Raw genomic sequence first — 23,318 nt, 5'->3', positions numbered from 1 at the left:
CCCGTGCCCGGCGCGCCTACGGCGCGAGGATGTCCAGCTCCGCCATCGCGCCGACGGTGATCTCGCGGGTCAGCTCCTCCGCGCGGGCCGCGTCGCCCGTGCGCACCGCCTCCGCGACCTGGACGTGCAGGGTGACCGCCGCCGGGTCGGGGTCGGTGAACATCACGTGGTGGTGGGTGCGGCCGGTCAGGATCGCCGCCACGACGTCGTTGAGCCGGGCGAACATCTCGTTGCCCGAGGCCGTGAGCAGGGTCCTGTGGAAGGCCGTGTCGTGGACGAGGTACGCCTCCAGCTGCTGGCCCCGTGACGTGGCGACCATGCCCATGGCGTGCTCGGTGAGCGCCGCGCACTGGTCGGGCGTGGCGTGCCGGGCGGCCAGGCCCGCGGCGGCCGGCTCGATGGCGCAGCGCAGCACGGTGAGCGAGCGCAGCTGGCGGGGCCGGTCGGCGCCGGCCAGCCGCCAGCGGATGACCCGCGGGTCGAAGACGTTCCACTCCTCGGTGGGGCGTACGGTCACGCCCACCCGGCGCCGGGACTCGACCAGGTGCATGGACTCCAGGACCCGGACCGCCTCGCGGATGACCGTGCGGGAGACGTCGTAGCGCTGGGCCAGCTCGTCGGTGCGCAGAACAGTGCCCGGGCGGTGCTCGCCCGCGGCGATCTCCGGCCCGAGGGACTCCAGCACCCTGGCATGCAGTCCCTGCCCCGTGTTCTCCATGGGATAAGCCTACGTTCCGGGTCCCGGGAAGAATAAGTATGACGTTTGCATCACAGACTCTTGAATACGTCGTACCTAATGGGTTTCAGTGGGGTGATGCATTCGAGCCACGCAGGTGGTCTCGACACGCCAAGTCAATGAGGACGAAGAGCGAGGTAGACCGCGATGAGCACCCCCCATGTCATCGTCGTGATGGGAGTCGCCGGCACCGGCAAGACGACGATCGGACCGCTCGTCGCCGCCGCGCTGGACGTCCCGTACGCCGAGGGAGACGACTTCCATCCCCCGGCCAACATCGCCAAGATGTCCGCCGGCACCCCGCTCGAGGACGCCGACCGCTGGCCCTGGCTCGACGCCATCGGCGCCTGGGCGCACGGCAGGGCCGGCAAGGGCGGAGTGGTCAGCAGCTCCGCGCTCAAGCGGGTCTACCGCGACCGGCTGCGGGCCGAGGCCCCCGGCGTCGTCTTCCTGCACCTCACCGGCTCCCGCGAGCTGATCGAGGGCCGCATGGCCGAGCGCAAGGGCCACTTCATGCCGACCGCGCTCCTCGACTCCCAGTTCGCCACCCTGCAGCCGCTCGGCGACGACGAGCGGGGCGTGGCGGTGGACGTCTCCGGGACTCCGGAAGAGATCACCGAGCGGGCCGTCGCCGCGCTGCGGCAGCTCGACGGCGCCTCCCCGGCCACCACCGAGCTCTGATCAGGAGCCGCACCCCCGAGCTCTGAACCGGCCCCTTCCCCCCGGGGTCCGGTCCCGAGCCGTACCCCTGAGCTCCGATCGTGAGACCGGGCTCCAACCGAAGGAAAAGCCGTGACCCATCTCAGCGTCGAGATGATGGCAGCGGACGCGGCCGAGCCGATCACCTCGGCCGGCAACGCGCAGCTGGGCATCTCCGTGCTCGTCGGCATCGCCGTCATCGTCCTTCTCATCACCAGATTCAAGCTGCACGCCTTCCTGTCGCTGACCATCGGCTCGCTGGTGCTCGGTGCGGTGGCGGGCGCGCCGCTGGACAAGGCCATCACCAGCTTCACCAACGGTCTCGGTTCGACCGTCGCGGGCGTGGGCGTACTGATCGCGCTCGGCGCGATCCTCGGCAAGCTGCTCGCCGACTCCGGCGGCGCCGACCAGATCGTCGACACCATCCTCGCCAAGTCCAGCCGCCGGATGATGCCCTGGGCGATGGTCCTGATCGCCGCGATCGTCGGCCTGCCGCTCTTCTTCGAGGTCGGCATCGTCCTGCTGATCCCGGTGGTCCTGCTGGTCGCCAAGCGCGGCAACTTCTCCCTCATGCGGATCGGCATCCCGGCGCTGGCCGGCCTCTCCGTCATGCACGGTCTGATCCCGCCGCACCCCGGCCCGCTCGTCGCCATCGACGCGATCAAGGCGAACCTGGGCGTCACGCTCGCCCTCGGCGTGGTCGTCGCGATCCCGACCGCGATCCTGGCCGGCCCGGTCTTCTCCCGCTTCGCCGCCCGCTGGGTGGACATCGCGCCCCCGGAGAAGATGATCCCGCAACGCCCCTCCGAGGACCTGGAGAAGCGCCCCAGCTTCGGCGCGACGCTCTCCACCGTCCTGCTGCCGGTCGTCCTGATGCTGGCCAAGGCGCTGGTCGACATCATCATCGACGACCCCGAGCAGCACGTGCAGCGCGTCTTCGACGTGATCGGCTCGCCGCTGATCGCGCTGCTGGTCGCGGTGCTGGTCGGCATGTTCACCCTGGGCAAGGCCGCGGGCTTCAGCGCGGGCCGCCTCTCCACCACCGTCGAGAAGTCCCTCGCGCCCATCGCCGGCATCCTGCTGATCGTCGGCGCGGGTGGCGGCTTCAAGCAGACCCTGGTCGACGTCGGCGTCGGCGACATGATCCTGGACCTGTCCAAGGACTGGGGCCTGCCCGCGCTGCTGCTCGCCTGGCTGATCGCGGTCGCCATCCGGCTCGCGACCGGCTCCGCGACGGTCGCCACGGTCTCCGCGGCCGGCCTGGTCGCCCCGCTCGCCGCCGACATGAGCACGACGCACGCGGCGCTCATGGTCCTCGCGGTCGGCGCCGGCTCGCTCTTCTTCAGCCACGTCAACGACGCGGGCTTCTGGCTGGTGAAGGAGTACTTCGGGATGAAGGTCGGCCAGACGGTCAAGACCTGGTCCCTGATGGAGACGGTCATCTCCGTCGTCTCGATCATCTGCGTACTGCTGCTGTCGCTGGTGGTCTAGCTCACCTGCTGCCAAGGGCCGCACGAACGGAACCCCGTTCGTGCGGCCCTTAGCTTGTTTTTATGGTTTGTGAGCTTTGAGTTGATTATGTTCGGCGATGGTCTCGGGGCGTCTGGTCGTTTTGCCCACGTCATAGCGGGTGGCGGGTCGTCGGTTCTTTGAGCCAGGTGGGCGTCCTGGGTCTGAAGTTGAGGGTTTAGGCGCACGGGCCGGGCAGAGCAAGTGGCGACGGATGTTCCTGAACCCGCGGCGGACGCGGGCCGGGGTGAGTCGGTTGGGTTCGGTCGGCTTCTCCCAGGGGCGGCGGAGATCGGCCGCGGCCTCGCGGCTGAGTCGAAGCTGGGTGTGCGCCGCGATCACGAGCCACGTCCACCGATCCGCGGCCTCGGGAATACGCAGCTTGGAACGCGTCCAGCCAAGCGTCTGCTTTACAAAACGGAAAGTATGTTCAAGATCGAATCTGCGGAGGAAGGCCTGCCGGCGCAGGTCGACGTCTTCGCTGTTCATGCCGGTCCTGGAGGACCACAGCCGGACGGGCAGTGGGTCACCTCCGCCGGGTCAGGTGATCGACCTGGAGCCGAATCAGCGTGCCTTCGATGACGGGGAGTTCGCCGTCGTGGTCGATGCCCGCGGAGCGGGTGGTGAGGCGAGGGTGGATGCGGTCCCAGGCCATGGCCTGGGCGGTGCCGTACCGGTCGGTGACCTGCACGGCTTCGGAGTCCGGCTCACCCCAGGTGTCCGGCTTGGCGAAACGGAACTCCCTGCCGTGCTTCGGCGGTCGCCCGCCCTGGGGATAGGCCAGGGCGTACTCCTTCAGCGAGGGCTTCGGACGGCGCATCACCCGGTCCGAACGCATCCGTCCCAGCACCTCGAGGGGGAGCCCGTCGATGAGGTAGGCGATGCGCGGGGCGTCGTAGCCGGCGTCGAAGACGACCAGGATGTCCGGGTCACCGTCCTCCCACTGGCCTTGGCCGATCAAGTCGTTCACGACGCGGCGGACCTGGGCCGCGGTGACCTCGGCGACATCGTCGTCGGGGCCGAGCCGGACCGCGTCGAACAGCTGGCACCACGAGGTGCGGCCCGTCTCCAGCGCGGCGACGAATGAATACGGCCAGCCGGGGATGAACTGGTCGCTGGAGCGTCCCGAGCGTCCGTAGACGTGACAGAACAAACGGTCTGGGCTGGTCGGCGCGTCAGGCCGCAGCCACGCGGAGACATCGACGGCCAGGACCAGGCGCCCGCCCGCGGCCTTGGGCTGCGGCAGCACGGCCAGCGCCTTGCGCAGCCTGGCCACGTCGATGCGGCCCTGATTGAGCGCGTCGTACATCGCGCCGTGCCCACGCCGGTGCTCGGCCAGCAGCGTCAGGTCCACCGGCGAGATCACCGGCCCGTTCTCGCAGAGCATCGCGTCGCAGATCTCGAACAGGGTGTCACCGCGGCGGGGCAGACAAGAGTAGGTGTCCTCCCGAAAGTGGGACGTGGAGTCGAATACCTCGTCCCGGGCATCGTGGTGCAGCAGACTCACCCCCTGCGGCCTGCGGCCTGCGTATGAGTGCGGTTCTGTGACGGAACGCATGCTCATGCGAGGGCCGTCCGCCTGTCCGGCGAAAGCCCGTCTGAGCGATCAAGTTCGGGTCACCGTTCGAGGCTGCATCGCGTGACGAAAGCTCAGCTTCTGAACGTCTCGTCGATGGCGGGCATCGGCTTCCCGCCCGGATGCCACCTGCTGAGGAAGCTGGCCTGCCTGCCGACGTCAACGAGTTCGATCCGGGCACCGATGCTGTCCATCTGGTGATAGGCGAACGGCCGGCCATAGGGGCAGCCGGAGAAGTCCACGGGCATGTCCTCTTCTTCCAGACGCTGGGAACCGTGCCGCACATCGCTGGTCCAGAAGCCGATGTGATCGAACCTGGCTCCCTTGGACGCGTCCCAGGGACTGTCTAGCGGCCCTTCAATGAGCTCGATGAAGGGCGGCCCGCCTGCGGTGAAGACGATGCGGTAGTCCCATTCACCGAGCCGGTCGGACACAGGATCACTCCACTCGACCCCGGCCGCACGCTGAAGGTCGTGCATCGCCTGCTCGATGTCCGGGACCACAAAGCACACATGGTAAAAGGCAGTCATTCACCCATGATCGGGCACGTCACCCCAGAGGCCCAGAGCTTAAAAGCCAAGCTTAGAGCCTGTGTCTAAACCCCGGCCGGGCGCCCGCCGCCTGGCACGCACTCTCGCGGCGTTGCCGAAATGCCCTAGTAGCTCCTCCCCCAAGGCCTTGACGGCCAGGGAGGTGCCCCCATCGAGGGCCTTCCGGCGCCTTGCGATAGCACGCACCAGACGACGTGCGCTGATCCGACCAGGGTTTAGACACAGGCTCTTACGCATGCGCGGGCGGCGTCCAGACGTACCGGATGTCCGGCTCGCGCTCCTCGTTGTCGCGGCCGTCGGTGCGGAGCCGCTCGCGGAAGCCGTGGCGCAGGTAGAAGCGCTGGGCGGGGCGGTTGGCCTGGAAGGTCCACAGGGCGAGGCCGGCGGGGCGGCGCTCCTTCGCCAGCGCGACGAGGCGGTCGCCGAGGCCCTGGCCGCGCCGTTCGGGGGCGAGATAGAGCTGGTCCAGCTCGTCCGGGCCGTGCAGCACCATCATCCCGGCGATCTCACCGCCCGCGTCCGCGACCCAGGTCTCCCGCTCCGGTACGACCACCTCGCGGAACCACGCCCGCACCGCGTCGTCCGCGTGGGCCCGGCGTACCCCGGGCAGCGCGGCGGCGTACGACCGCAGCCACACCTCGGCCACGCCCGCCGCGTCCGTGGCCCCGGCTCGCCGCAGGACGGTCCGTTCCGTCTCTGTCTCTTCCATGGATCGGCACCCTGGCGCATATGCGCCGACCGCGCATCCGAAATACCGGTTCTCAGGCGGCCCGCGCCGCCCCGGCGGCCGGGAAGTGGCGGGCCAGCGCGGCGGCGACCGGTCCGGGCCCGGCCGCCGCCACCGCCACGTAACCGTCCGGCCGGACGAGGAACAGCCCGCTGCCGTACGCCCGTCGGGCGTGGCCCTCGGGGTCCGACAGGTCGGGGGTGCGGCCGCCCACGCGGTACGTGCGGACGTGGCCTGCCCACTCGGCGGCGGGCCGGGGCGGCTCCGCGTCACCGAAGGCGAGCAGCGTGAAGTGCGGGCCGCGGAAGGCGTCGAAGAGGCGGAACGGTGTGCCGTCGGGCGCCGCGCACGGCGCGTCCGGCGCGCGGTCGCCGGCCCGCAGCGCGTCCGGACCGAGGCCGTCGCGGTGCTCGCCGGTCAGCGGCGACTCGCGGTAGTGGAGCGTCAGTTGGTGCAGGTCGCGGCCGCGGCGCAGGGAGCCCGAGCGGTGCAGCCGGGTGCTGGTCTCCAGGATGCCGGCGGCGACCGGCACCCGCTCGGTCCCGTACGTGTCCAGCAGCGCGTCGGGCGCGCCGTGCCGCAGTACCTGGCCGAGCTTCCAGCCGAGGTTGTAGGCGTCCTGGACGCTGGTGTTCAGGCCCTGGCCGCCGGCGGGGGAGTGGATGTGCGCGGCGTCCCCGGCCAGGAAGATCCGGCCGTCGCGGAACCGTTCGGCCATGCCCGCCCGGGGCCGGAAGACGGAGGTCCACAGCACCTCGCGGATCTGGTCGGCGGTGAGGTGGGTGTGGGCCGCGAGGGTGGCGCGCACGGCCTCGGGGTCCGTGTCGGGCTCGTCGGCGGAGAGTGCCGCCATGCACTGGAAGTGGTCCGTCCCGGCGAGCGGCAGCAGCATGACGAAGCCGTGGTCCGGCTGCGGGAAGCGGTGCCAGTGGTCCCGGTCCAGGCCGTCGATGCGCAGATCGGCGAGGAGCGCGGCGCCCGGCTCCAGGTCCGGGCCGCTCATCGGGACGCCGAGGTGCCGCCGGACGACGCTGCGGCCGCCGTCGGCGCCGACCAGGTACGCGGCGCGCACGGTGCGGGTCGTGCCGTCGGCGGCCGAGGCCAGCTCGGCGGTGACGCCGGCCGCGTCCTGGCCGATGGCCGTCAGCTCGGTGCCGAAGGCCACGGCGCCGCCCAGTTCCGCCAGCCGGCCGTGCAGCAGCTCAAGATTGCGCCACTGCGGGATCATCAACGTCTCCGCGTACGGCGTGTGCGGGGTCGGCGCCACGTGCTCGACCATCTCGAAGACGTCCGTCTTCCGGCCGTCCCGCCAGGTCGCCATGGGCGGGTACGGGCCGCCCGCGGCGCGCACGGCCGGGAGCACGCCGAGGTCGTCGTACACCTCCTGGGTGCGCGGCTGCAGGCCGGTGCCGCGGGCGCCGGGGGAGAGCCGGTCCTGCCGCTCGACGACCAGCGCGCGCACGCCGCGCCGGGCCAGGTCGATGCCGAGCGCGAGGCCGGTCGGCCCGGCCCCGGCGATCAGTACCTCCACGTCCACGCCCACGTCCCTCTTGACGGCCACGTCCATGCCCGGCTCCCCGTCCTTAACGCTGTTAAGTGCCATGGTGCCGAGGATGGGCTTAACGGTGTTAAGTTGTCAACATGGCTACGCGACTGGACCGGACCCAGGTGGTGGACACCGCCCTGCGGCTGCTGAACGACGTGGGCCTGGACGGGCTCACCCTGCGCCGCATCGCGAAGGAGCTGAACGTCCAGGCTCCGGCCCTGTACTGGCACTTCAAGAACAAGCAGGAACTGCTCGACGAGATGGCCACCGAGATGTTCCGGCGGATGGCCGACGTGTCCGGCTGGGGCCGGGAGGGCGGTGAAGGTGGCATGACCTGGCAGGAGCTGCTGACCGCGTCCTGCCGCGGGCTGCGCCGCACGCTGCTGGGCTACCGGGACGGCGGCAAGGTCTTCTCCGGTACCCGGATGACGGATGACAGCTACGCCGGGCCGATGGACGGCTTCCTGCGCCGGCTGACGGACGCCGGCTTTGCACTCGGCGACGCGGCGCGCGCCTGGTGGACCGCGTACAACTTCACGATCGGACTGGTCATCGAGGAGCAGTCGGTCTTCCCCGAGCCGGGCGCGCCGGAGAAGCGCGGCCCCGAGGCACGCGACCCGGCATACGACCTCGCGGCCCGCGAACGCCGGCTGGCGGACCGATATCCGCTCGCGGCACGCGCGGGCCGGGAGATGTTCGGCGACTTCGAGTACAGCTTCGAGACCGGCCTGCGCATCGTCGTGGCGGGGATCGAGGCGGCGGTGGAGCGCCGCCCCGCGAGCGAACCGCTCACTCCATGAGCGATCGCTTCAGCCGCGGTGTCAGTGGGCGTTCGACGAAGCGGTACAGGCACCATGCCAGGGTGAGCATCAGCGTCAGTACCAGGGGGAGCGTCGCCGCTGCCGGGAGGCCGAGGGTCTGGTGGAAGAGGTGGACGGCGACCCAGCCCAGGTGCTCGTGTATCAGGTAGAAGGGGTAGGTCAGGGCGCCGGCGACGGTCAGCCAGCGCCAGTTCGCCCAGCGCAGTTTGCCGAGCGCGATCGCCGCCACGAGTAGGTAGCCGAGGGTGACGACGGCGACGATGCCGAGTGAGGGCCGGTAGGAGAACGCGTCGGGCATGTTCGCCGGGTGCCAGAGCCGGGAGACCGCGTAGTGCTGGCCGAGCAGCCAGCTGACGGCGACGATCGCCCAGCCGGCGGTGTCCCGGCCGCCGTAGCGGTGGATCAGGTAGAAGCCGATGCCGCCGATGAAGAACGGCGCGTACTCCGGCATCAGGACGGTGTCGAGGAGCGAATTGTTCGCGGCTTCCGCGATGACCGCCGCCAGGGTCCAGCCGGCGCAGAACATCACGACGCGGCCGCGGGTGGCGCCCGGCAGTACGACGCAGAGCGCGAAGAGCGCGTAGAAGCGCATCTCCGCCCAGAGGGTCCAGCACACGCCCAGGACGCGGTCCACGCCCAGCGGCATCTGGAGCATCGTGAGGTTGGTCAGCGCGTCGGTCGGCGAGACCGCCTCGTACGCGACCCAGGGGAGTGCGAAGACGAGCGTGACGAGGATGACGGCCGCCCAGTAGGCGGGGAACAGGCGTGAGACGCGCGAGGCGAAGAACGCCCGCAGCGGGCGTCCCCAGCCGCTCATGCAGATGACGAAGCCGCTGATGACGAAGAAGATCTGGACGCCGAGGCAGCCGTACGCGAAGAAACCCGAGGCGGTCGGGAACTGGTACGCGGGCGAACTGCCCCAGGCGTCGCCGATCTCGCCGTCCCGGCCGCCGTAGTGGTACGCGGCGACCATCAGGGCGGCGAGCAGCCGCAGCCCGTCCAGGGCGCGCAGCCGGGTGGGGCCGGCGGCGCGCGGAGGAGCAGCGGTGGTGGGCGCAGGCGCTCCCGACGGGGCGGTCGGGAGCGTGGGGGGAGCCGGTGCGGTCGTCATCCGAACGCGGCCCGCTTCTTCAGCCTGCGCTGCACGGAGCGGGCCCGCCGGGCGACCCGGCGCACCGTGGCGTTGCGCGGGATGAACGCCAGCTGGACCGGCACGCCGCCGGGCAGCGCCAGCGCGGTGAGCCGGCGGCGCTTGAAGTAGCGCCAGGTGCGCTCGTCCAGGTGCGCCGCGAGGTAGCGCTCGGCGGCCGGCCGCAGGTCCGGGTAGATCTGGTGCTGCATCGCGTAGCCGACCGCCTTGACCAGGCCGGTCAGCTCGCGCGCGACCTCGCCCTCGGTGGGCGGCGACCAGCGGGCCACCGCGGTCGCGTCGGTCAGCGGGGGCAGCAGCGCGTCGACGATCGTGACCGGGACGCGATTGCTGTTCTGGTACGGCGCCAGGCGCTCCAGCAGCAGGTCCGTGCCGATGCGGGCGGCGGGCAGGCCGTAGAACGCGGTGGCGGTCAGCAGCGCGGTGGAGAAGCAGCCGACGACCAGCGCGGGCTTCATGCGCTGGTACAGCACCTCGGCGAGCTGCGGCGTGTCCAGCACGGTCAGCTCGGCGCCCAGCCGCTCCGCCTCCTGCTCCAGGACGCGCGACCAGCGCGCGGGCGCGGTCGGGTGCGGCTTGAAGACCACCCGGCGGTGGCCCAGGTCCACGGCCCCGCGCAACATCTGGACGTGCAGCTCCTCCTCTTCCTCGGGGGTGAGGATGGAGAGCGCGGAGAGGTACTGGCCCAGCAGCAGGGCGCCGCCCTCGGCCGGTACCGCCGCCGTACCGGCCCGGTCCGCTTCCCCCGCCAGCTCGGCGAGGACGGCCAGGAACGGCTCGGTGGGCACGGTCTCGGCGGGCACGCCGAACTCGGTGAGCAGCAGCGGCTTCAGGCCGGGCACGAGGTCCAGGTGGAGCAGCCGCCGGATGCGGGTGCCGACCAGCGGGTCGAGCTTGGAGCGGGTGGGGCCGTAGCTCATCAGGCCGTCGGCGTAGACCTCGACCGGCGCGCCCTGGAAGATCTGGCAGAGGGCCAGGGCCGGGTTGACCTGGATGGATTCGACGATCAGCTCGACGGGGGAGTCACCCAGGTCCCACAGGAGCCGCAGGTGGCGCTCCCACAGGGGCGCGTCGTCGGCGCGCGGGGACCAGCCGCCGGGGTGGAACGGGCTGATCGCCTCGTTCCAGGACCGCACCTCGTCGAAGCGGCCGCGCAGCCGCGCGAAGCCCGGCATCGCGTCCAGCGCGGTGGTGGTCTCCGGGATGGCGGCGTTGTTGCTGACCAGCAGGATCCGGCGGCCCGCCGGCTCGAAGCGGTCGGCGTCCAGCGCGGCGGCCAGCGTGGCGGCGCCGTACAGCGTGGACGCGAAGAAGATCTGCGTACGCGGCCCGGCGGGCAGCGGGGAGAATCCGGCGGCGGACATCAGGCGGCCACCTCCGCCGGGACCGGCTTGCGGCGGAGCCGACGCAGCCGGGAAGCGCGCTGTACATCCATGGAATCGAGGGCTTCCTTCAATACGTCCTGCGGCATTCGCTTCAATGCCGCGGCACTCATCGAACGCAATTTACGGGCCACCTGCGGCTCGAAGCGCTCGATCGAACCGAGGTGGTGGGAAATGATCGCGCAATACGTCCGGACCGCCTTCGGCAGCAGCACCGCGGCGTCCCGGTCCTTGGCCGTCTCGTCGATGACCTGGTCGAACGCGCGGATGAAGTCCAGCTGGCGGACGTCGCCGATCTGGGTCAGCGACGAGGCCACGCCGCGGCGGTAGAACACGCCCAGCGTCCCGAGCACCGCCATCGACTTCGCCTCGCGGTGCAGCCGCCAGATCCACGGCCGGTCCTCGGCCGTGCGCAGCCCGTGCCGGAAGTGCAGCAGCCCGTCGTCCAGCAGCCGCCGGTGGTACATCCCGGCCCAGGCGAACGCGTAGTCCACCGACGTGGAGCGGTCGGCGGGCAGGATCAGCTCGCGCGGGTCCATGACCACGCCGCGCCGGCCGTGCGGCACGCGGTGCACCGAACGGGCCCGCGCCGTGCACTGCACGTGGTCGGTGCGCACGAAATCGCAGCCCAGGTCTTCCATTGCGTCCAGGAGTTCCTGGTAATAACCGGGCGCCAGCCAGTCGTCCCCGTCCAGAAAGGTGATGTATTCACCGCGGGCCGCGTCCAGCCCGGTGTTCCGGGCGGTGGCCAGGCCGCCGTTCTGTTCGTGCCGCAGCAGCCGGGCGCCCGGCAGCTCACGCTCGGCACGCTCCAGAATCTGCGGCGTCCCGTCGCGCGAGCAGTCGTCGACGAGGAGGAATTCGAAGTCGTCACGGGCGTTGGCCGCGAGACTTCTCAGGGTGTCGGGCGCGTATGTCTGCACGTTGTAGAACGGCACGATGACGGAGAGCTTAACCACTCAGGAGACGTTAGGTGCGGCTCCGGCATTCGTCTTTGCCGTATGGGGGCGCTTGGGTGAACGAAGAATGGCGGAATGGTTAACCGCCCTTTCCGGCCTGCCGGTTCTCCGTTCGTCGATGTGCTGTTAACCCGTTGTTGCGACTCAGTTGGCCCGCGAATCGAAATGGCTTCCTAGCGTCTTCGACGTGCCATCACGTACACCTTCTCAGCCGCGGGTCGCAGTGCTCGCCGACTCGGACACCCGGTGGAAATGGGGCGCCCTCACGGCGCACCGTCTCCAGCCCGGCTGCCGGCTCGACGGCTTCCTGCTCCGCGGCCGCGCCACGCCGACAGTCCGCCAGCTCGACGAGGTCGGGGCCCGGGCGGACGCGCTGCGCGAGATCCGCGGGGTCGACTTCGTACGGTCCGTCGACCGTACTGGTTATGACGTCGTCCTGCTGTCCTGCGTGGGCGGCGCGGTGCAGGCGATGCTGCACGGCCTGGCCCGCGCCTGGGAGGGCAGCGGCCGCCGCCCCGTCGTCGTCACCGGCTACGTCGGCGTCGTCTACGAGAAGCTCGCCGACGGGCTGCTGCTGCGGCACGGCGCCGACGTGGTGCTCGCCAACTCCGGCCACGACGCGGACCGCTTCCGCGCGGTCTACCGGGGCGTCGACGCCGACGAGCGCAGCGTCGTGGAGTGCGCGCTGCCCTTCCTCGGCGGCGCCCGGCACGACCGTACGGACGAGGTGCGCACCGTCGTCTTCGCCGTCCAGCCCTCCGTGCCGGACAACCGGAACGACCGCGCCTACCTGCTGCGCCGCGCCGTCGAGCACGCCCGCCGGCACCCCGGCCGCGAGGTGCTGATCAAGCTCCGCAGCAAGCCGGGCGAGCACACCACGCACATCGAGGAACTCCCGTACCAGAAGCTCGCGGCCCGGACGCCCGGCGGCCTGCCCGCCAACTGCCGCCTGGTGTACGGGAACATGGGCGAGGTCCTGGACCGCACCGACCTGATGGTCACGGTCTCCTCGACCGCCGCGCTGGAGTCCCTGCACCGCGGCGTCCCCACCGCCGTCCTCACCGACCTGGGCATCCGCGAGGCGCTGGGCAACCACCACTTCCTCGGCTCCGGCTGCCTGGCCTCCTGGGACGAGCTGGACGCCGGCCACCTGCCCGAGCCGGACCCGGAGTGGCTGGCCCGGCAGGGCGTCTGCGCCGACGGAACGTACGAGAACGCCTTCGACGCGGCCCGCACGCGCGTCAGCGAACTGTCCGAGGCCGCCGAACTGCCGCCGCTCGCCCCGTACTACACGCCCCGTACGGCCCCCGGCTACCTGCCCGGGATCCTCGCCCGGCACGGCCTGGACGCGACGGGCGAGCCGCTGCCCGGCTACGCGGCCGAGGCGGATGAGCCGACCGGGCTGCGCCGGATGGCCCGCGACACCGTCCGCGAGGCGGCGCGCGGCGCCTACCGGCACGGCGTGCAGCGCGTCGCCCCCGCCATCCGCCGCTGGGGCCAGCTGTGAACTTCCCCCTCTACCGGTCTCCGGAAGGAGCCTGAGATGCCGCAGACCGACCGGCCCACCGTGGTGGCCGTCATCCCCGCCAGAGGCGGATCGAAGGGCGTGCCCGCCAAGAACCTGGCCGCCGTCGGCGGCGTGCCGCTGGTGGCCCGCGCGGTGCGCGAGTGCCTGGCGTCCCGCCTGATCACGGACGTCGTGGTCTCCACCGACGACGACGCGATCGCCGCCACGGCCCGCGGCGCGGGCGCCGTGATCGTCCGCCGCCCCGGCGCCATCGCCGGCGACACCGCCACCAGCGAAGCCGCCGTCCTGCACGCCATGGACGCGTACGAGACCGAGCACGGCGCCGCCGTCGACGCGGTCCTCCTCGTCCAGTGCACCAGCCCCTTCCTCGCCCGCGAGGACATCGACGGCGTCGCGTCCGCGGTCGTCGAGCAGGGCGCCGACTCCGCGCTGACCGTCGCCCCCTTCCACGGCTTCGTGTGGCGGGACGCGGCGGACGACGCGGACGCCGCGGCCCGGACCACCGGCACCCGCAGCGCCGAGGGCGGCGAGGCGATCGTGACCACCGTCGGGACCGAGACCGGCGGCTACGGCGTCAACCACGACAAGTCCTTCCGGCCGCGCCGCCAGGACCGTCCCCAGGACCTCCTGGAGACCGGCGCCGCGTACGCCATGGACGCGGCCGGCTTCCGCACCGCGGGCCACCGCTTCTTCGGCCGTACCGAACTGGTGCGCACCGACGCGGCACGCGTGCTGGAGGTCGACGACCCGCACGACCTGGCCCGCGCCCGCGCCCTCGCGCCGCTCCTGGACGGTCCCCGCCCCGGGGCGCTGCCCACCGTGGACGACGTGGACGCGGTCGTACTCGACTTCGACGGCACCCAGACCGACGACCGGGTGCTGATCGACTCCGACGGACGGGAGATCGTCGCCGTGCACCGCGGCGACGGCCTGGGCATCGCGGCCCTGCGCAAGTCGGAGCAGCTGAAGCTGCTCGTCCTGTCCACGGAACAGAACCCGGTCGTCGCGGCGCGGGCCCGGAAGCTGCAGATCCCGGTCCTGCACGGCATCGACCGCAAGGACCTCGCGCTCAAGCAGTGGTGCGAGGAGCAGGGCATCGCGCCCGAACGCGTGCTCTACGTCGGCAACGACGTGAACGACCTCCCGTGCTTCGGCCTCGTCGGCTGGCCCGTGGCGGTCTCCAGCGCACACGACGTCGTGCGGGGCGCGGCCCGCGCCGTCACCTCGACTCCCGGGGGCAGCGGGGCGATCCGTGAGATCGCCTCCTGGCTCCTCGGTCCGTCTCTCTGAGGCACCCCGTCCCGGACCCCTCCGGAACAACCGTCCCCCGTCTCTGCGAGAGACACCCGACAAAGAAGGAACTCTCCTCCATGACCAGCAACAACCGCCTCCGCAGCCTCGGCAACCGGATCGCCGGCCCCGGCCACCCGGTCTACGTCACCGGCGAGATCGGCATCAACCACAACGGAGACCTGGAGAACGCCTTCGCGCTCATCGACGCCGCCGCCGACGCCGGCTGCGACGCGGTGAAGTTCCAGAAGCGCACCCCCGAGATCTGCACCCCCCGCGACCAGTGGGACATCGAGCGCGACACCCCCTGGGGCCGGATGACCTACATCGACTACCGCCACCGCGTGGAGTTCGACGAGGACGGCTACCGCGCCATCGACGACTACTGCAAGAAGCGCAACATCCAGTGGTTCGCCTCCCCGTGGGACGTCGAGTCCGTCGCCTTCCTGGAGAAGTTCGACGTGCCCTGCTACAAGGTGGCCTCCGCCTCGCTGACCGACGACGAGCTGCTGAAGGCCATGCGCGCCACCGGCCGCACCGTCATCCTCTCCACCGGCATGTCCACCCCGAAGCAGATCCGCCACGCGGTCGAGGTCCTGGGCAGCGACAACATCCTGCTCTGCCACGCCACCAGCACCTACCCGGCCAAGGCCGAGGAGCTGAACCTGCGGATGATCAACACCCTGCAGGACGAGTACCCGAACGTCCCGATCGGCTACTCCGGCCACGAGACCGGCCTGCAGACCACCCTCGCCGCCGTCGCCCTCGGCGCCACCTTCGTCGAGCGCCACATCACCCTGGACCGCGCCATGTGGGGCTCGGACCAGGCCGCCTCCGTCGAGCCGGGCGGCCTGACCCGCCTGGTCCGCGACATCCGCACCATCGAGGAGTCCCTCGGTGACGGCGTCAAGAAGGTGTACGAGAGCGAGCTCGGCCCGATGAAGAAGCTCCGCCGCGTCGCGGGCGTCGTCGCCGAGACCGAGGCCGCCGAGGCCGACCGCGAGCCGGTCTCGGTCTGAACAGGAAGCGCGACGACACCGTGAGCGCAGCAGAGGGGGCCCGGCGCCCCTGGAGGGCGTCCCGGCGGCACTCGGACGCCGCCGGGGCCACCCTCGCCTTCGTCGAGAGCCCCGTGCAGCTGCTCAACGTCCTGGAATGGGCGCATACCGAGCAGGCTGCGCAGGCCGGCGGCATCACGGTCGTCGTGCTCTCCCCGCACGACCCGATGACCCGCGGCCAGCTGCGCCGGATGGCGGAGCTGGCCCGGGACGAGGGATACACGGTCCGCTGGGAGGAGGCGCGCGGCGGCGCTGCCGCCCCCCTGCGGACCATCGGGGGCCTGGCGCCGCTGCTGCGCCGCGCCCGCCGCATCGTCATCGGCGACCCGTTCTCGCGCTACGTCCAGCTGCTGCTGACGCTGGCCCGGGCCCGGGACCTCGTCGTGGTCGACGACGGCACCGCGACCATGGAGTTCATCTCCCAGCTGGCGCGCGGCGAGCGGCTGGTGCGCTGGCACCGCAGCGGCGGCAGCCGCGGGCCGCGCGACCTCCTCTTCGCGCCGTTCTCCGCCGTCGCACGCCGCCGGCTGACCCCCGTACCCGACAGTGACGGCCGTACCGTCGGCGTCTTCTCCTCGATGCCCGTCGAGCCCCCGCCGGGCGTCCGCGTCACCGCCAACGACTTCGCCTGGACCCGGGCCCGCTTCGGCCCGCCCCGGCTCACCCGCGGCACCGACATCGTCGGCACCTCCCTCGTGGAGACCGGCGTCGTCGACCCGGACCACTACCTCACGGCCGTCCGCGCCCTGGCCCGTACGCACGGCGCCACCCGCTACTTCGCGCACCGCAGGGAGAGCGCCGACAAGCTGCACGCGCTCGCGGCGGCCACCGGCCTGGAGATCGTCCGGCCCGACCTGCCGCTCGAACTGATCGCCCGGCGCGGCCCGATCGGGCGCACGATCCTCAGCTTCCCGTCCACCGTGGTGCACACCCTGCCGCTCGCGCTGATCGGCACCGGTGTGAAGGTCGCGGTGTGCGACGTGGATCCGGCCTGGCTCACCACCAAGGCGTCCCCGCGCGCCCAGGGATTTCTCTCCGGCGTCACCGGCACCGCCCGTGACGTGCAGCGACTCACCTACGCCGGGACCTGCTGACGGCCGCAGGGCCGGGTGCCGCCGGCAGGTCGGGGGTTTGGGTTTCGCCGATACGTGAAACCCTTCGTCATACCCCCTCGATGACCTGTCCATGCGCCGGGCGGCCTAGATTGTCTTCCCCTAACGGGCTGAACTTTTGTTGATCGACGGACAGTTGCCCCGCTCGGCCCCGTAACCTTCAGCGGGTGAACCAACTGATGTCCCGCGGACCCGAAGCCGATGCCAGCCCCGTACACGGTTCCCTGCCCGGAGCGCTCACCGAGGAGTTGCGCGCCGAACTCATCGCCTTCCGGCGGGACTTGCACATGCACCCGGAGCTGGGGAACCAGGAGTTCCGGACCACCGCCGCGCTCAAGGCGCGGCTGGAGAAGGCCGGCCTCGCCCCGCGGGTGCTGGACACCGGTACGGGTCTGATCTGCGACATCGGCACGGACCCCGGTACGACACCGGCCGCCGGGCGCCCCATGCTCGCGCTGCGGGCCGACATCGACGCGCTGCCCATCCCGGACACCAAGACCGTCGACTACCGCTCCACGGTGCCCGACCGCGCCCACGCCTGCGGCCACGACGTGCACACCACCGTCGTGCTCGGCGCCGGGCTGGTGCTCGCCGACCTCGCGGCGCAGGGCCTGCTGCCCGGACCGGTACGGCTGCTGTTCCAGCCCGCCGAGGAGGTGCTGCCCGGCGGCGCCACCGACGCGATCGACTGCGGCGTACTGGAGGGCGTGGGCCGCATCCTCGCGGTGCACTGCGACCCGAAGGTCGAGGTGGGCCGCATCGGGCTGCGGACCGGCGCGATCACCTCCGCCTGCGACCGGCTGGAGGTCGCGCTGGAGGGCCCCGGCGGCCACACGGCCCGCCCGCACCTGACCACCGACCTGGTCACCGCCGCCGCGCGGGTCGCCGTCGACGTGCCCGCGCTGATCGCGCGCCGGGTCGACGCCCGGGCCGGGCTCGCCGTGACCTGGGGCCGTCTGGAGACCGGCCACGCGTGCAACGTCATCCCGCAGCGCGCCGAGCTGTCCGGCACGATCCGCTGCCTGGACCTGGACGCCTGGCGGCAGGCGCCGGACCTGGTCTACGCCGCGATCGACGAGGTCGCCACGCTGCACCGCGCCAAGTCGCAGATCACGTACGTGCGCGGGGTGCCGCCCGTGGTCAACGAGCCGATGACCACCTCGCTGCTGCAGAACGCCATGACGGCCCGCCGCGGCGCCGAGTCGGTGGAGGACACCGAGCAGTCCCTCGGCGGCGAGGACTTCTCCTGGTACCTGGAGAAGGTGCCGGGCGCGATGGCGCGGCTCGGCGTGAAGCCGGTCGGCGACCCGACCGGACGCGATCTGCACCAGGGCGACTTCGACGTGGACGAGGAGGCGGTACGGGTGGGCGTCGAGCTGTTCACGGCCGCCGCGTTGCTCGACCGCAACGCACTGTAGACACAGCCGTCGGCCGCGCTTCGCGACGATCCGATAACGGCTTCCAGACACCCCTTTATCTGGCATCTACGCGCGTTACGATGCGGCGGAATCAGCGCCGTAGGAGGCGCTACGAGCCGAAGGGGACCCCTCGTGCGCCGGGTAACCAAGATCGCTGCCGCGGGTATAGCCTCCGCGGCCCTCGCCTGTTCGCTGACCGCGTGCGGTGAATCCTCCACCGAGGCCGCCGGCAAGGACAAGGGCGTCGGCCTCGCCTTCGACGTCGGCGGCCGGGACGACCACTCGTTCAACGAGGCGGCCGCCCGCGGCACCGACAAGGCCGTCAAGGAGCTGGGCGTGAAGTCCAAGCTCATGACCGCCAAGAACGGCGAGACGGAGGCCGACCGCGAGCAGCGGCTCACCTCCCTCGCCGAGGCCGGCTTCAACCCCGTCATCGGCGTCGGCTTCAACTACGGGAACTCCGTCAACAAGGTCGCGAAGAAGTTCCCCAAGACCACCTTCGCGGTCGTGGACTCGCCGTCCACCGCCAAGAACGTCTACGGCATCAACTTCTCCGAGAACGAGGGCTCCTACCTCGCCGGCGTGGCCGCGGCCCTGAAGACGAAGACCAAGAAGGTCGGCTTCATCGGCGGCGTGAACAACGCGCTGATCCAGAAGTTCCAGGCCGGCTTCGAGCAGGGCGTCAAGGACACCGACCCCAAGGTGAAGGTGACCTCGCAGTACCTCTACGCCAACGACGACAAGGGCTTCAACGACCCGGCGGCCGCCAAGGGCAAGGCCAAGGGCATGCTCGACGACGGCAAGGACGTCATCTACACCGCGGCGGGCCAGTCCGGCTCCGGCTCGATCGAGATGGTCGCCGGCAAGAAGGGCGCCTGGGCGATCGGCGTGGACTCCGACCAGTACGCGCAGCCGGGCCTGGCCAAGTACAAGGACCACATCCTGACCTCCGTCGTGAAGAACGTCGACGTGGCGGTCTTTGATGTGATCAAGAGCGTCAAGGACGGCAAGCCGCTGCACGGCACCGTCCACCGCACGCTGAAGCAGGACGGCGTCAGCCTGGCCACCTCCGGCGGCTACATCGACGACCTCAAGGGCAAGCTGGACGCGGCCAAGAAGCGGATCGTCGACGGCAAGGTCAAGGTCGCCGAGACCCCCGCCAAGTAAGAGCTCCACGAGCCTGTGTCCGAGGGCGGGGACCTGCTCCGCCCCGCCCTCGCTCCTTCCCTCCGAGGAGAGTGCGCCATCACAGCGTCCAGCAGCCCCCCGGCAGAGCGCGCCCCCGCCGCGGCCCCTGCCGTCGAACTCCGCGGCATCACCAAGCGGTTCCCCGGCGTCGTCGCCAACCACGACATCGGCATCACCGTCCGGCGCGGCACCGTGCACGCCCTGGTCGGGGAGAACGGCGCGGGCAAGTCCACCCTGATGAAGATCCTCTACGGCATGCAGAAGCCGGACGAGGGCACCATCGGGATCGACGGCGAGCAGGTGAGCTTCGCGAGCCCCGCCGACGCCATCGCCCGCGGCATCGGCATGGTGCACCAGCACTTCATGCTCGCCGACAACCTCACCGTCCTGGAGAACATCGTCCTGGGCGCCGAGAAGCTGCACGGCATCGGCGCGGCGGCCCGCGCGGCCGTCATCGAGGTCTCCGACCGGTACGGGCTGAACGTCCGCCCCGACGTCCTGGTCGAGGACCTCGGCGTCGCCGACCGGCAGCGCGTGGAGATCCTCAAGGTCCTCTACCGCGGCGCCCGTACGCTCATTCTCGACGAGCCGACGGCCGTGCTGGTCCCGCAGGAGGTCGACGCGCTCTTCGACAACCTGCGCGAGCTCAAGGCCGAGGGCCTCACGGTCCTCTTCATCTCGCACAAGCTGGGCGAAGTGCTCTCCGTCGCCGACGACATCACCGTCATCCGGCGCGGCACGACCGTCGCCTCGGTCGTGCCGGGGGAGACCACCCCCAAGCAGCTGGCCGAGCTGATGGTCGGCAGCGAGCTGCCCTCGCCGGAGACCCGCGAGTCCACCGTCACCGAGACGCCGATGCTGACGGTCGACGGGCTGCGGCTGAGCGCCACCGACCCCGACGGCGTCGCACGGGCCGTCCTGGACGGCATCGGCTTCACCATCCACAAGGGCGAGGTCCTGGGCATCGCCGGCGTCGAGGGCAACGGCCAGGCCGAACTGGTCGAGGCCATCATGGGCATGCGCGACCCGGACGGCGGCACCATCACCCTGGACGGTACGGACATCAGCCACGCGCCCACCCGCAAGCGGCGCGAGGACGGCATCGGCTACGTCCCCGAGGACCGGCACCGGCACGGCCTGCTGCTGGAGGCCCCGCTCTGGGAGAACCGCATCCTCGGCCACGTCACCGAGAAGCCCAACTCCAGGGGCCGGCTGCTGGACCTGAAGGCGGCCCGCGCCGACACCGAGCGGATCGTCGCCGAGTACGACGTCCGCACCCCCGGCATCGAGGTCACCGCGGCCTCGCTCTCCGGCGGCAACCAGCAGAAGCTGATCGTCGGCCGCGAGATGAGCCACCACCCCAAGCTGCTGATCGCCGCCCACCCCACGCGCGGCGTGGACGTCGGCGCGCAGGCGCAGATCTGGGACCAGATCCGCGAGGCCCGCCGCGAGGGCCTGGCCGTCCTGCTGATCTCCGCCGACCTGGACGAGCTGATCGGCCTGTCCGACACCCTGCGGGTGATGTTCCGCGGCCGGCTGGTCGCGGACGCGGACCCCGCCACCGTCACCCCCGAGGAGTTGGGCTCGGCCATGACCGGCGCCGCCAGCGGCCACCTGGAGCACGCCGAGGACGGCACGGAGACCGGGGGAGGCGCTGCGGAGTGAAGAAACTCGACCGTACGAAGCTGACCCTGGGCATCGCCGCCCCGGTCCTCGCCATCGTCGCAGCCCTGCTCATCACCTCGGTGATCATCCTGGCCACGGGCAAGGACCCGCTGCACGCCTACGCCGTGATGGCGGACTTCGGCTCCAAGAGCGACAGCCAGGTCTGGATCATCAACAAGGCCGTCCCGTACTACCTCTCCGCGCTGGCCGTGGCCATCGGCTTCCGGATGAACCTCTTCAACATCGGCGTGGACGGCCAGTACCGCATCGCGGCCTTCTTCGCCGCGGTCGTCGGCGGCGCGCTCACCCTGCCCGGCTTCCTGCAGATCCCGATCGTCATCATCGTGGCGATGCTGGTCGGTTCGGTCTGGGCGGGCATCGCGGGCGTACTGAAGACCACCCGCGGGGTCAGCGAGGTCATCACGACCATCATGCTGAACTCCATCGCGGCCGCCGTGATCGGCTACTTCCTCCAGGAAGGCCGGCTCGCGGTGAAGGACGGCAACCTCTTCCACACCCCGGACCTGCCGGCCTCCAGCCACTTCTTCACCATCCCGACCCAGCCCGACCCGCTCGACGGCTTCCTCGTCGTCGCGGCCGTCGTGGGCCTCGCGTACTGGTTCGTGCTCGGCCGCACCCGCTTCGGGTTCGACCTCCGTACGGTCGGCCGGTCGGAGTCCGCGGCGCAGGCCGGCGGCGTCAGCGTCAAGCGCATGATTGTCACGTCCATGCTGCTCTCCGGCGCGGCGGCGGGCCTGATCGGCATGCCGACGCTGCTCGGCGTCTCGTACAACTACGGCACCGACTTCCCCGTCGGCATCGGCTTCACCGGCATCGCCATCGCGCTGCTCGGCCGCAACCACCCCCTCGGCATGGCCGCCGGCGCGCTGCTGTGGGGCTTCCTGGAACGCACCGGCACCCAGCTGGAGTTCGAGGACTACGAGCAGGAGATCGTCGGCGTGATGCAGGGCGTCATCGTGCTGTGCGTGGTCATCGCCTACGAAGTCGTACGCCGCTACGGCCTGCGGATCCAGCAGCGCAAGGTCGGCGAGGAGCTCGCCGCGCAGGCCCGCAAGACCGACAAGGCGGAGGTGTCCGCGTGAGCCAGAACCTCACGGCCCCGGTCGCGAAGGACCCCGGCGGCAAGGGCGGCCGGCTCGCCGCCGCTCGCACGAAGCTGACCTACCCCAAGGTCCTGCTGATCATCGCGGGCGCCCTCGTCCTGCTCTCCCTGCTCCGCGTCGTCACCGGCGCGACCGACCTCACCGGCTCAGGGCAGTACACCGCGGCCCTCAACGCCGCCGTCCCCATCGGCCTCGCCGGGCTCGGCGGCCTGTGGGCCGAGCGCTCCGGCGTCATCAACATCGGCCTCGAAGGCATGATGATGCTCGGCGCGTTCTCGGCCGGCTTCGTCGGCTGGGAGCACGGGCCCTGGGCGGCCGCGCTGGCCGGCGTCCTCGGCGGCGCGCTCGGCGGCCTCATCCACGCGATCGCCACCGTCACCTTCGGCGTCGACCACATCATCTCCGGCGTCGCCGTCAACATCATGGCGCTCGGCCTGACCCAGTTCCTCGCCAAGCTGTGGTTCGGCGCGGAGGGCAGCGCGGCCGCGCAGGCCGGCGGCAACGACAAGCAGTCGCCGCCGATGGACGACATGCCGACCTTCACCGTCCCCGGCCTCTCCGACTGGCTGCTGTCCATCGAGAAGCACCACTGGTTCCTGGTCTCCGACCTGGCCGGCATCCTCGGCTCGCTGGTCACCAACGTCTCCTGGCTCGCCGTGCTGGCCGCGGTCGTCTTCGCGCTCAGCTTCTTCGTTCTGTGGCGCTCGTCCTTCGGGCTGCGGCTGCGCTCCTGCGGCGAGAGCCCGGTCGCGGCTGAGTCGCTGGGCGTCAACGTGTACACGTACAAGTACGCGGCGGTGATCGTCTCCGGCGCGCTGGCCGGCCTCGGCGGCGCGTTCCTCGCCATCTACGTGCACATCTACCAGGACGGCCAGACCGGGGGCCGCGGCTACATCGGCCTCGCCACCATGATCTTCGGCAACTGGCGGCCCGGCGGCGTCGCCATGGGCGCGGGCCTCTTCGGCTTCATGGACGCCTTCCAGCTGCGCGGCGGCGGCACCACCGTGCACGCGCTGCTGCTCCTGCTCGCGGTGCTGCTGGTCGGCCTCGCGATCTGGAAACTGCGCGGCGGCCACCGCCTCCAGGGCATCGCGAGCCTCGTCGTCGCCGCGCTGCTCGCCCTCTGGTACGCCACGACCGACACGGTCCCGCTGGAAATCGTCTCCGTCGCGCCGTACATCGCTACGCTGCTGGTCCTGTCGCTGTCCGCCCAGCGGCTGCGGGCACCGAAAGCCATCGGCAAGGCGTACCGAAGGGGCCAGGGCAAATGACCGACGTA

General features: G+C 71.2%; 19 protein-coding genes and 1 pseudogene. 12 read left to right on the top strand and 8 right to left on the bottom strand.

Going from position 1 to position 23,318, the window contains the following annotated elements:
* Positions 1-16: 16 nt before the first annotated feature.
* Entirely contained in the window at positions 17-718 is a 702-nt protein-coding gene (locus ACZ4MH_RS09980) for a FadR/GntR family transcriptional regulator (RefSeq protein WP_351590815.1), read from the bottom strand.
* 165 nt (positions 719-883) lie between these two features.
* On the opposite strand from ACZ4MH_RS09980, the gene ACZ4MH_RS09975 reads away from it, so the two are divergent.
* Together ACZ4MH_RS09975 and ACZ4MH_RS09970 are read left to right on the top strand one after the other, a co-directional pair.
* The gene (locus ACZ4MH_RS09975; RefSeq protein WP_351590817.1) at positions 884-1,417 is read left to right on the top strand and encodes a gluconokinase; all 534 of its coding nucleotides are present in this window, start codon (positions 884-886) and stop codon (positions 1,415-1,417) included.
* Positions 1,418-1,528: 111 nt separating this feature from the next.
* The gene (locus ACZ4MH_RS09970; RefSeq protein ID WP_351590819.1) at positions 1,529-2,926 is read left to right on the top strand and encodes a GntP family permease; all 1,398 of its coding nucleotides are present in this window, start codon (positions 1,529-1,531) and stop codon (positions 2,924-2,926) included.
* A gap of 60 nt (positions 2,927-2,986) precedes the next feature.
* Here the strand turns inward: ACZ4MH_RS09970 and ACZ4MH_RS09965 are convergent.
* The 4 genes and pseudogenes from ACZ4MH_RS09965 to ACZ4MH_RS09950 all read right to left on the bottom strand — a co-directional run bounded on the left by ACZ4MH_RS09965 (position 2,987) and on the right by ACZ4MH_RS09950 (position 7,365).
* Positions 2,987-4,445: pseudogene (locus tag ACZ4MH_RS09965) on the bottom strand (NF041680 family putative transposase).
* 149 nt (positions 4,446-4,594) lie between these two features.
* Complete coding sequence (locus ACZ4MH_RS09960; RefSeq protein ID WP_351590821.1) at positions 4,595-5,050, bottom strand: VOC family protein; 456 nt, start codon at positions 5,048-5,050, stop codon at positions 4,595-4,597.
* A 250-nt stretch (positions 5,051-5,300) separates the two neighbouring features.
* The gene (locus tag ACZ4MH_RS09955) at positions 5,301-5,780 is read right to left on the bottom strand and encodes a GNAT family N-acetyltransferase (protein ID WP_351590823.1); all 480 of its coding nucleotides are present in this window, start codon (positions 5,778-5,780) and stop codon (positions 5,301-5,303) included.
* 52 nt (positions 5,781-5,832) lie between these two features.
* On the bottom strand, positions 5,833-7,365 hold the full coding sequence (locus ACZ4MH_RS09950) for an FAD-dependent monooxygenase (RefSeq protein ID WP_351590954.1): 1,533 nt from the start codon (positions 7,363-7,365) through the stop codon (positions 5,833-5,835).
* A 74-nt stretch (positions 7,366-7,439) separates the two neighbouring features.
* Here ACZ4MH_RS09950 and ACZ4MH_RS09945 point away from each other — a divergent pair, with 74 nt between their 5' ends.
* The gene (locus ACZ4MH_RS09945; RefSeq protein ID WP_351590825.1) at positions 7,440-8,144 is read left to right on the top strand and encodes a TetR/AcrR family transcriptional regulator C-terminal domain-containing protein; all 705 of its coding nucleotides are present in this window, start codon (positions 7,440-7,442) and stop codon (positions 8,142-8,144) included.
* On the opposite strand, the gene ACZ4MH_RS09940 is transcribed toward ACZ4MH_RS09945, so the two are convergent.
* From ACZ4MH_RS09940 to ACZ4MH_RS09930, 3 genes are read right to left on the bottom strand one after another with little or no spacing between them, the layout of a single operon-like run.
* On the bottom strand, positions 8,134-9,276 hold the full coding sequence (locus tag ACZ4MH_RS09940; protein ID WP_351590828.1) for an acyltransferase family protein: 1,143 nt from the start codon (positions 9,274-9,276) through the stop codon (positions 8,134-8,136). The genes ACZ4MH_RS09945 and ACZ4MH_RS09940 overlap by 11 nt on opposite strands.
* Positions 9,273-10,679, bottom strand: coding sequence for a polysialyltransferase family glycosyltransferase (locus ACZ4MH_RS09935; protein ID WP_351590831.1), 1,407 nt, complete (start codon positions 10,677-10,679; stop codon positions 9,273-9,275). Before ACZ4MH_RS09935 ends, ACZ4MH_RS09940 begins: the two co-directional genes overlap by 4 nt.
* Positions 10,679-11,656 carry a glycosyltransferase family 2 protein gene (locus ACZ4MH_RS09930; protein WP_351590834.1) on the bottom strand — a complete coding sequence of 326 codons (978 nt, stop codon included), beginning with the start codon at positions 11,654-11,656 and terminating at the stop codon, positions 10,679-10,681. Before ACZ4MH_RS09930 ends, ACZ4MH_RS09935 begins: the two co-directional genes overlap by 1 nt.
* Positions 11,657-11,879: 223 nt before the next feature.
* Between ACZ4MH_RS09930 and ACZ4MH_RS09925 the strand changes: the two genes are divergently transcribed.
* The 9 genes from ACZ4MH_RS09925 to ACZ4MH_RS09885 all read left to right on the top strand — a co-directional run bounded on the left by ACZ4MH_RS09925 (position 11,880) and on the right by ACZ4MH_RS09885 (position 23,310).
* Positions 11,880-13,163, top strand: coding sequence for a DUF6716 putative glycosyltransferase (locus tag ACZ4MH_RS09925; protein WP_351590956.1), 1,284 nt, complete (start codon positions 11,880-11,882; stop codon positions 13,161-13,163).
* Between the two features lie 36 nt (positions 13,164-13,199).
* On the top strand, positions 13,200-14,474 hold the full coding sequence (locus tag ACZ4MH_RS09920; RefSeq protein WP_351590837.1) for an acylneuraminate cytidylyltransferase: 1,275 nt from the start codon (positions 13,200-13,202) through the stop codon (positions 14,472-14,474).
* A gap of 80 nt (positions 14,475-14,554) precedes the next feature.
* A complete protein-coding gene (locus ACZ4MH_RS09915; RefSeq protein ID WP_351590840.1) occupies positions 14,555-15,493 on the top strand; it encodes an N-acetylneuraminate synthase family protein in 939 nt (312 codons plus the stop codon).
* Positions 15,494-15,606: 113 nt separating this feature from the next.
* Complete coding sequence (locus tag ACZ4MH_RS09910; RefSeq protein ID WP_351590959.1) at positions 15,607-16,626, top strand: hypothetical protein; 1,020 nt, start codon at positions 15,607-15,609, stop codon at positions 16,624-16,626.
* Between the two features lie 197 nt (positions 16,627-16,823).
* A complete protein-coding gene (locus ACZ4MH_RS09905; RefSeq protein ID WP_351590962.1) occupies positions 16,824-18,062 on the top strand; it encodes an amidohydrolase in 1,239 nt (412 codons plus the stop codon).
* Positions 18,063-18,194: 132 nt separating this feature from the next.
* Positions 18,195-19,229: a BMP family lipoprotein gene (locus ACZ4MH_RS09900; protein ID WP_351590843.1), complete on the top strand. Its 1,035-nt coding sequence runs from the start codon at positions 18,195-18,197 to the stop codon at positions 19,227-19,229.
* 15 nt (positions 19,230-19,244) lie between these two features.
* Complete coding sequence (locus tag ACZ4MH_RS09895) at positions 19,245-20,915, top strand: ABC transporter ATP-binding protein (RefSeq protein ID WP_351590846.1); 1,671 nt, start codon at positions 19,245-19,247, stop codon at positions 20,913-20,915.
* On the top strand, positions 20,912-22,018 hold the full coding sequence (locus ACZ4MH_RS09890; RefSeq protein WP_351590849.1) for an ABC transporter permease: 1,107 nt from the start codon (positions 20,912-20,914) through the stop codon (positions 22,016-22,018). Before ACZ4MH_RS09895 ends, ACZ4MH_RS09890 begins: the two co-directional genes overlap by 4 nt.
* Entirely contained in the window at positions 22,015-23,310 is a 1,296-nt protein-coding gene (locus ACZ4MH_RS09885) for an ABC transporter permease (protein ID WP_351590852.1), read from the top strand. The genes ACZ4MH_RS09890 and ACZ4MH_RS09885 overlap by 4 nt, the downstream gene beginning before the upstream one ends.
* Positions 23,311-23,318: the final 8 nt, after the last annotated feature.

Source organism: Streptomyces sp. NPDC026301, assembly GCF_055567935.1.
The sequence above is the reverse complement of the archived record's forward strand: the minus strand, read 5'-3'. Positions and strand labels throughout refer to the sequence as shown.

Coding starts and splice junctions, on each gene's coding strand:
- ACZ4MH_RS09980 (WP_351590815.1), bottom strand. CDS start 718: ATGGAGAACACGGGGCAGGGACTGCATGCCAGGGTGCTGGAGTCCCTC.
- ACZ4MH_RS09975 (WP_351590817.1), top strand. CDS start 884: ATGAGCACCCCCCATGTCATCGTCGTGATGGGAGTCGCCGGCACCGGC.
- ACZ4MH_RS09960 (WP_351590821.1), bottom strand. CDS start 5,050: ATGACTGCCTTTTACCATGTGTGCTTTGTGGTCCCGGACATCGAGCAG.
- ACZ4MH_RS09955 (WP_351590823.1), bottom strand. CDS start 5,780: ATGGAAGAGACAGAGACGGAACGGACCGTCCTGCGGCGAGCCGGGGCC.
- ACZ4MH_RS09950 (WP_351590954.1), bottom strand. CDS start 7,365: ATGGACGTGGCCGTCAAGAGGGACGTGGGCGTGGACGTGGAGGTACTG.
- ACZ4MH_RS09945 (WP_351590825.1), top strand. CDS start 7,440: ATGGCTACGCGACTGGACCGGACCCAGGTGGTGGACACCGCCCTGCGG.
- ACZ4MH_RS09940 (WP_351590828.1), bottom strand. CDS start 9,276: ATGACGACCGCACCGGCTCCCCCCACGCTCCCGACCGCCCCGTCGGGA.
- ACZ4MH_RS09935 (WP_351590831.1), bottom strand. CDS start 10,679: ATGTCCGCCGCCGGATTCTCCCCGCTGCCCGCCGGGCCGCGTACGCAG.
- ACZ4MH_RS09920 (WP_351590837.1), top strand. CDS start 13,200: ATGCCGCAGACCGACCGGCCCACCGTGGTGGCCGTCATCCCCGCCAGA.
- ACZ4MH_RS09915 (WP_351590840.1), top strand. CDS start 14,555: ATGACCAGCAACAACCGCCTCCGCAGCCTCGGCAACCGGATCGCCGGC.
- ACZ4MH_RS09905 (WP_351590962.1), top strand. CDS start 16,824: ATGTCCCGCGGACCCGAAGCCGATGCCAGCCCCGTACACGGTTCCCTG.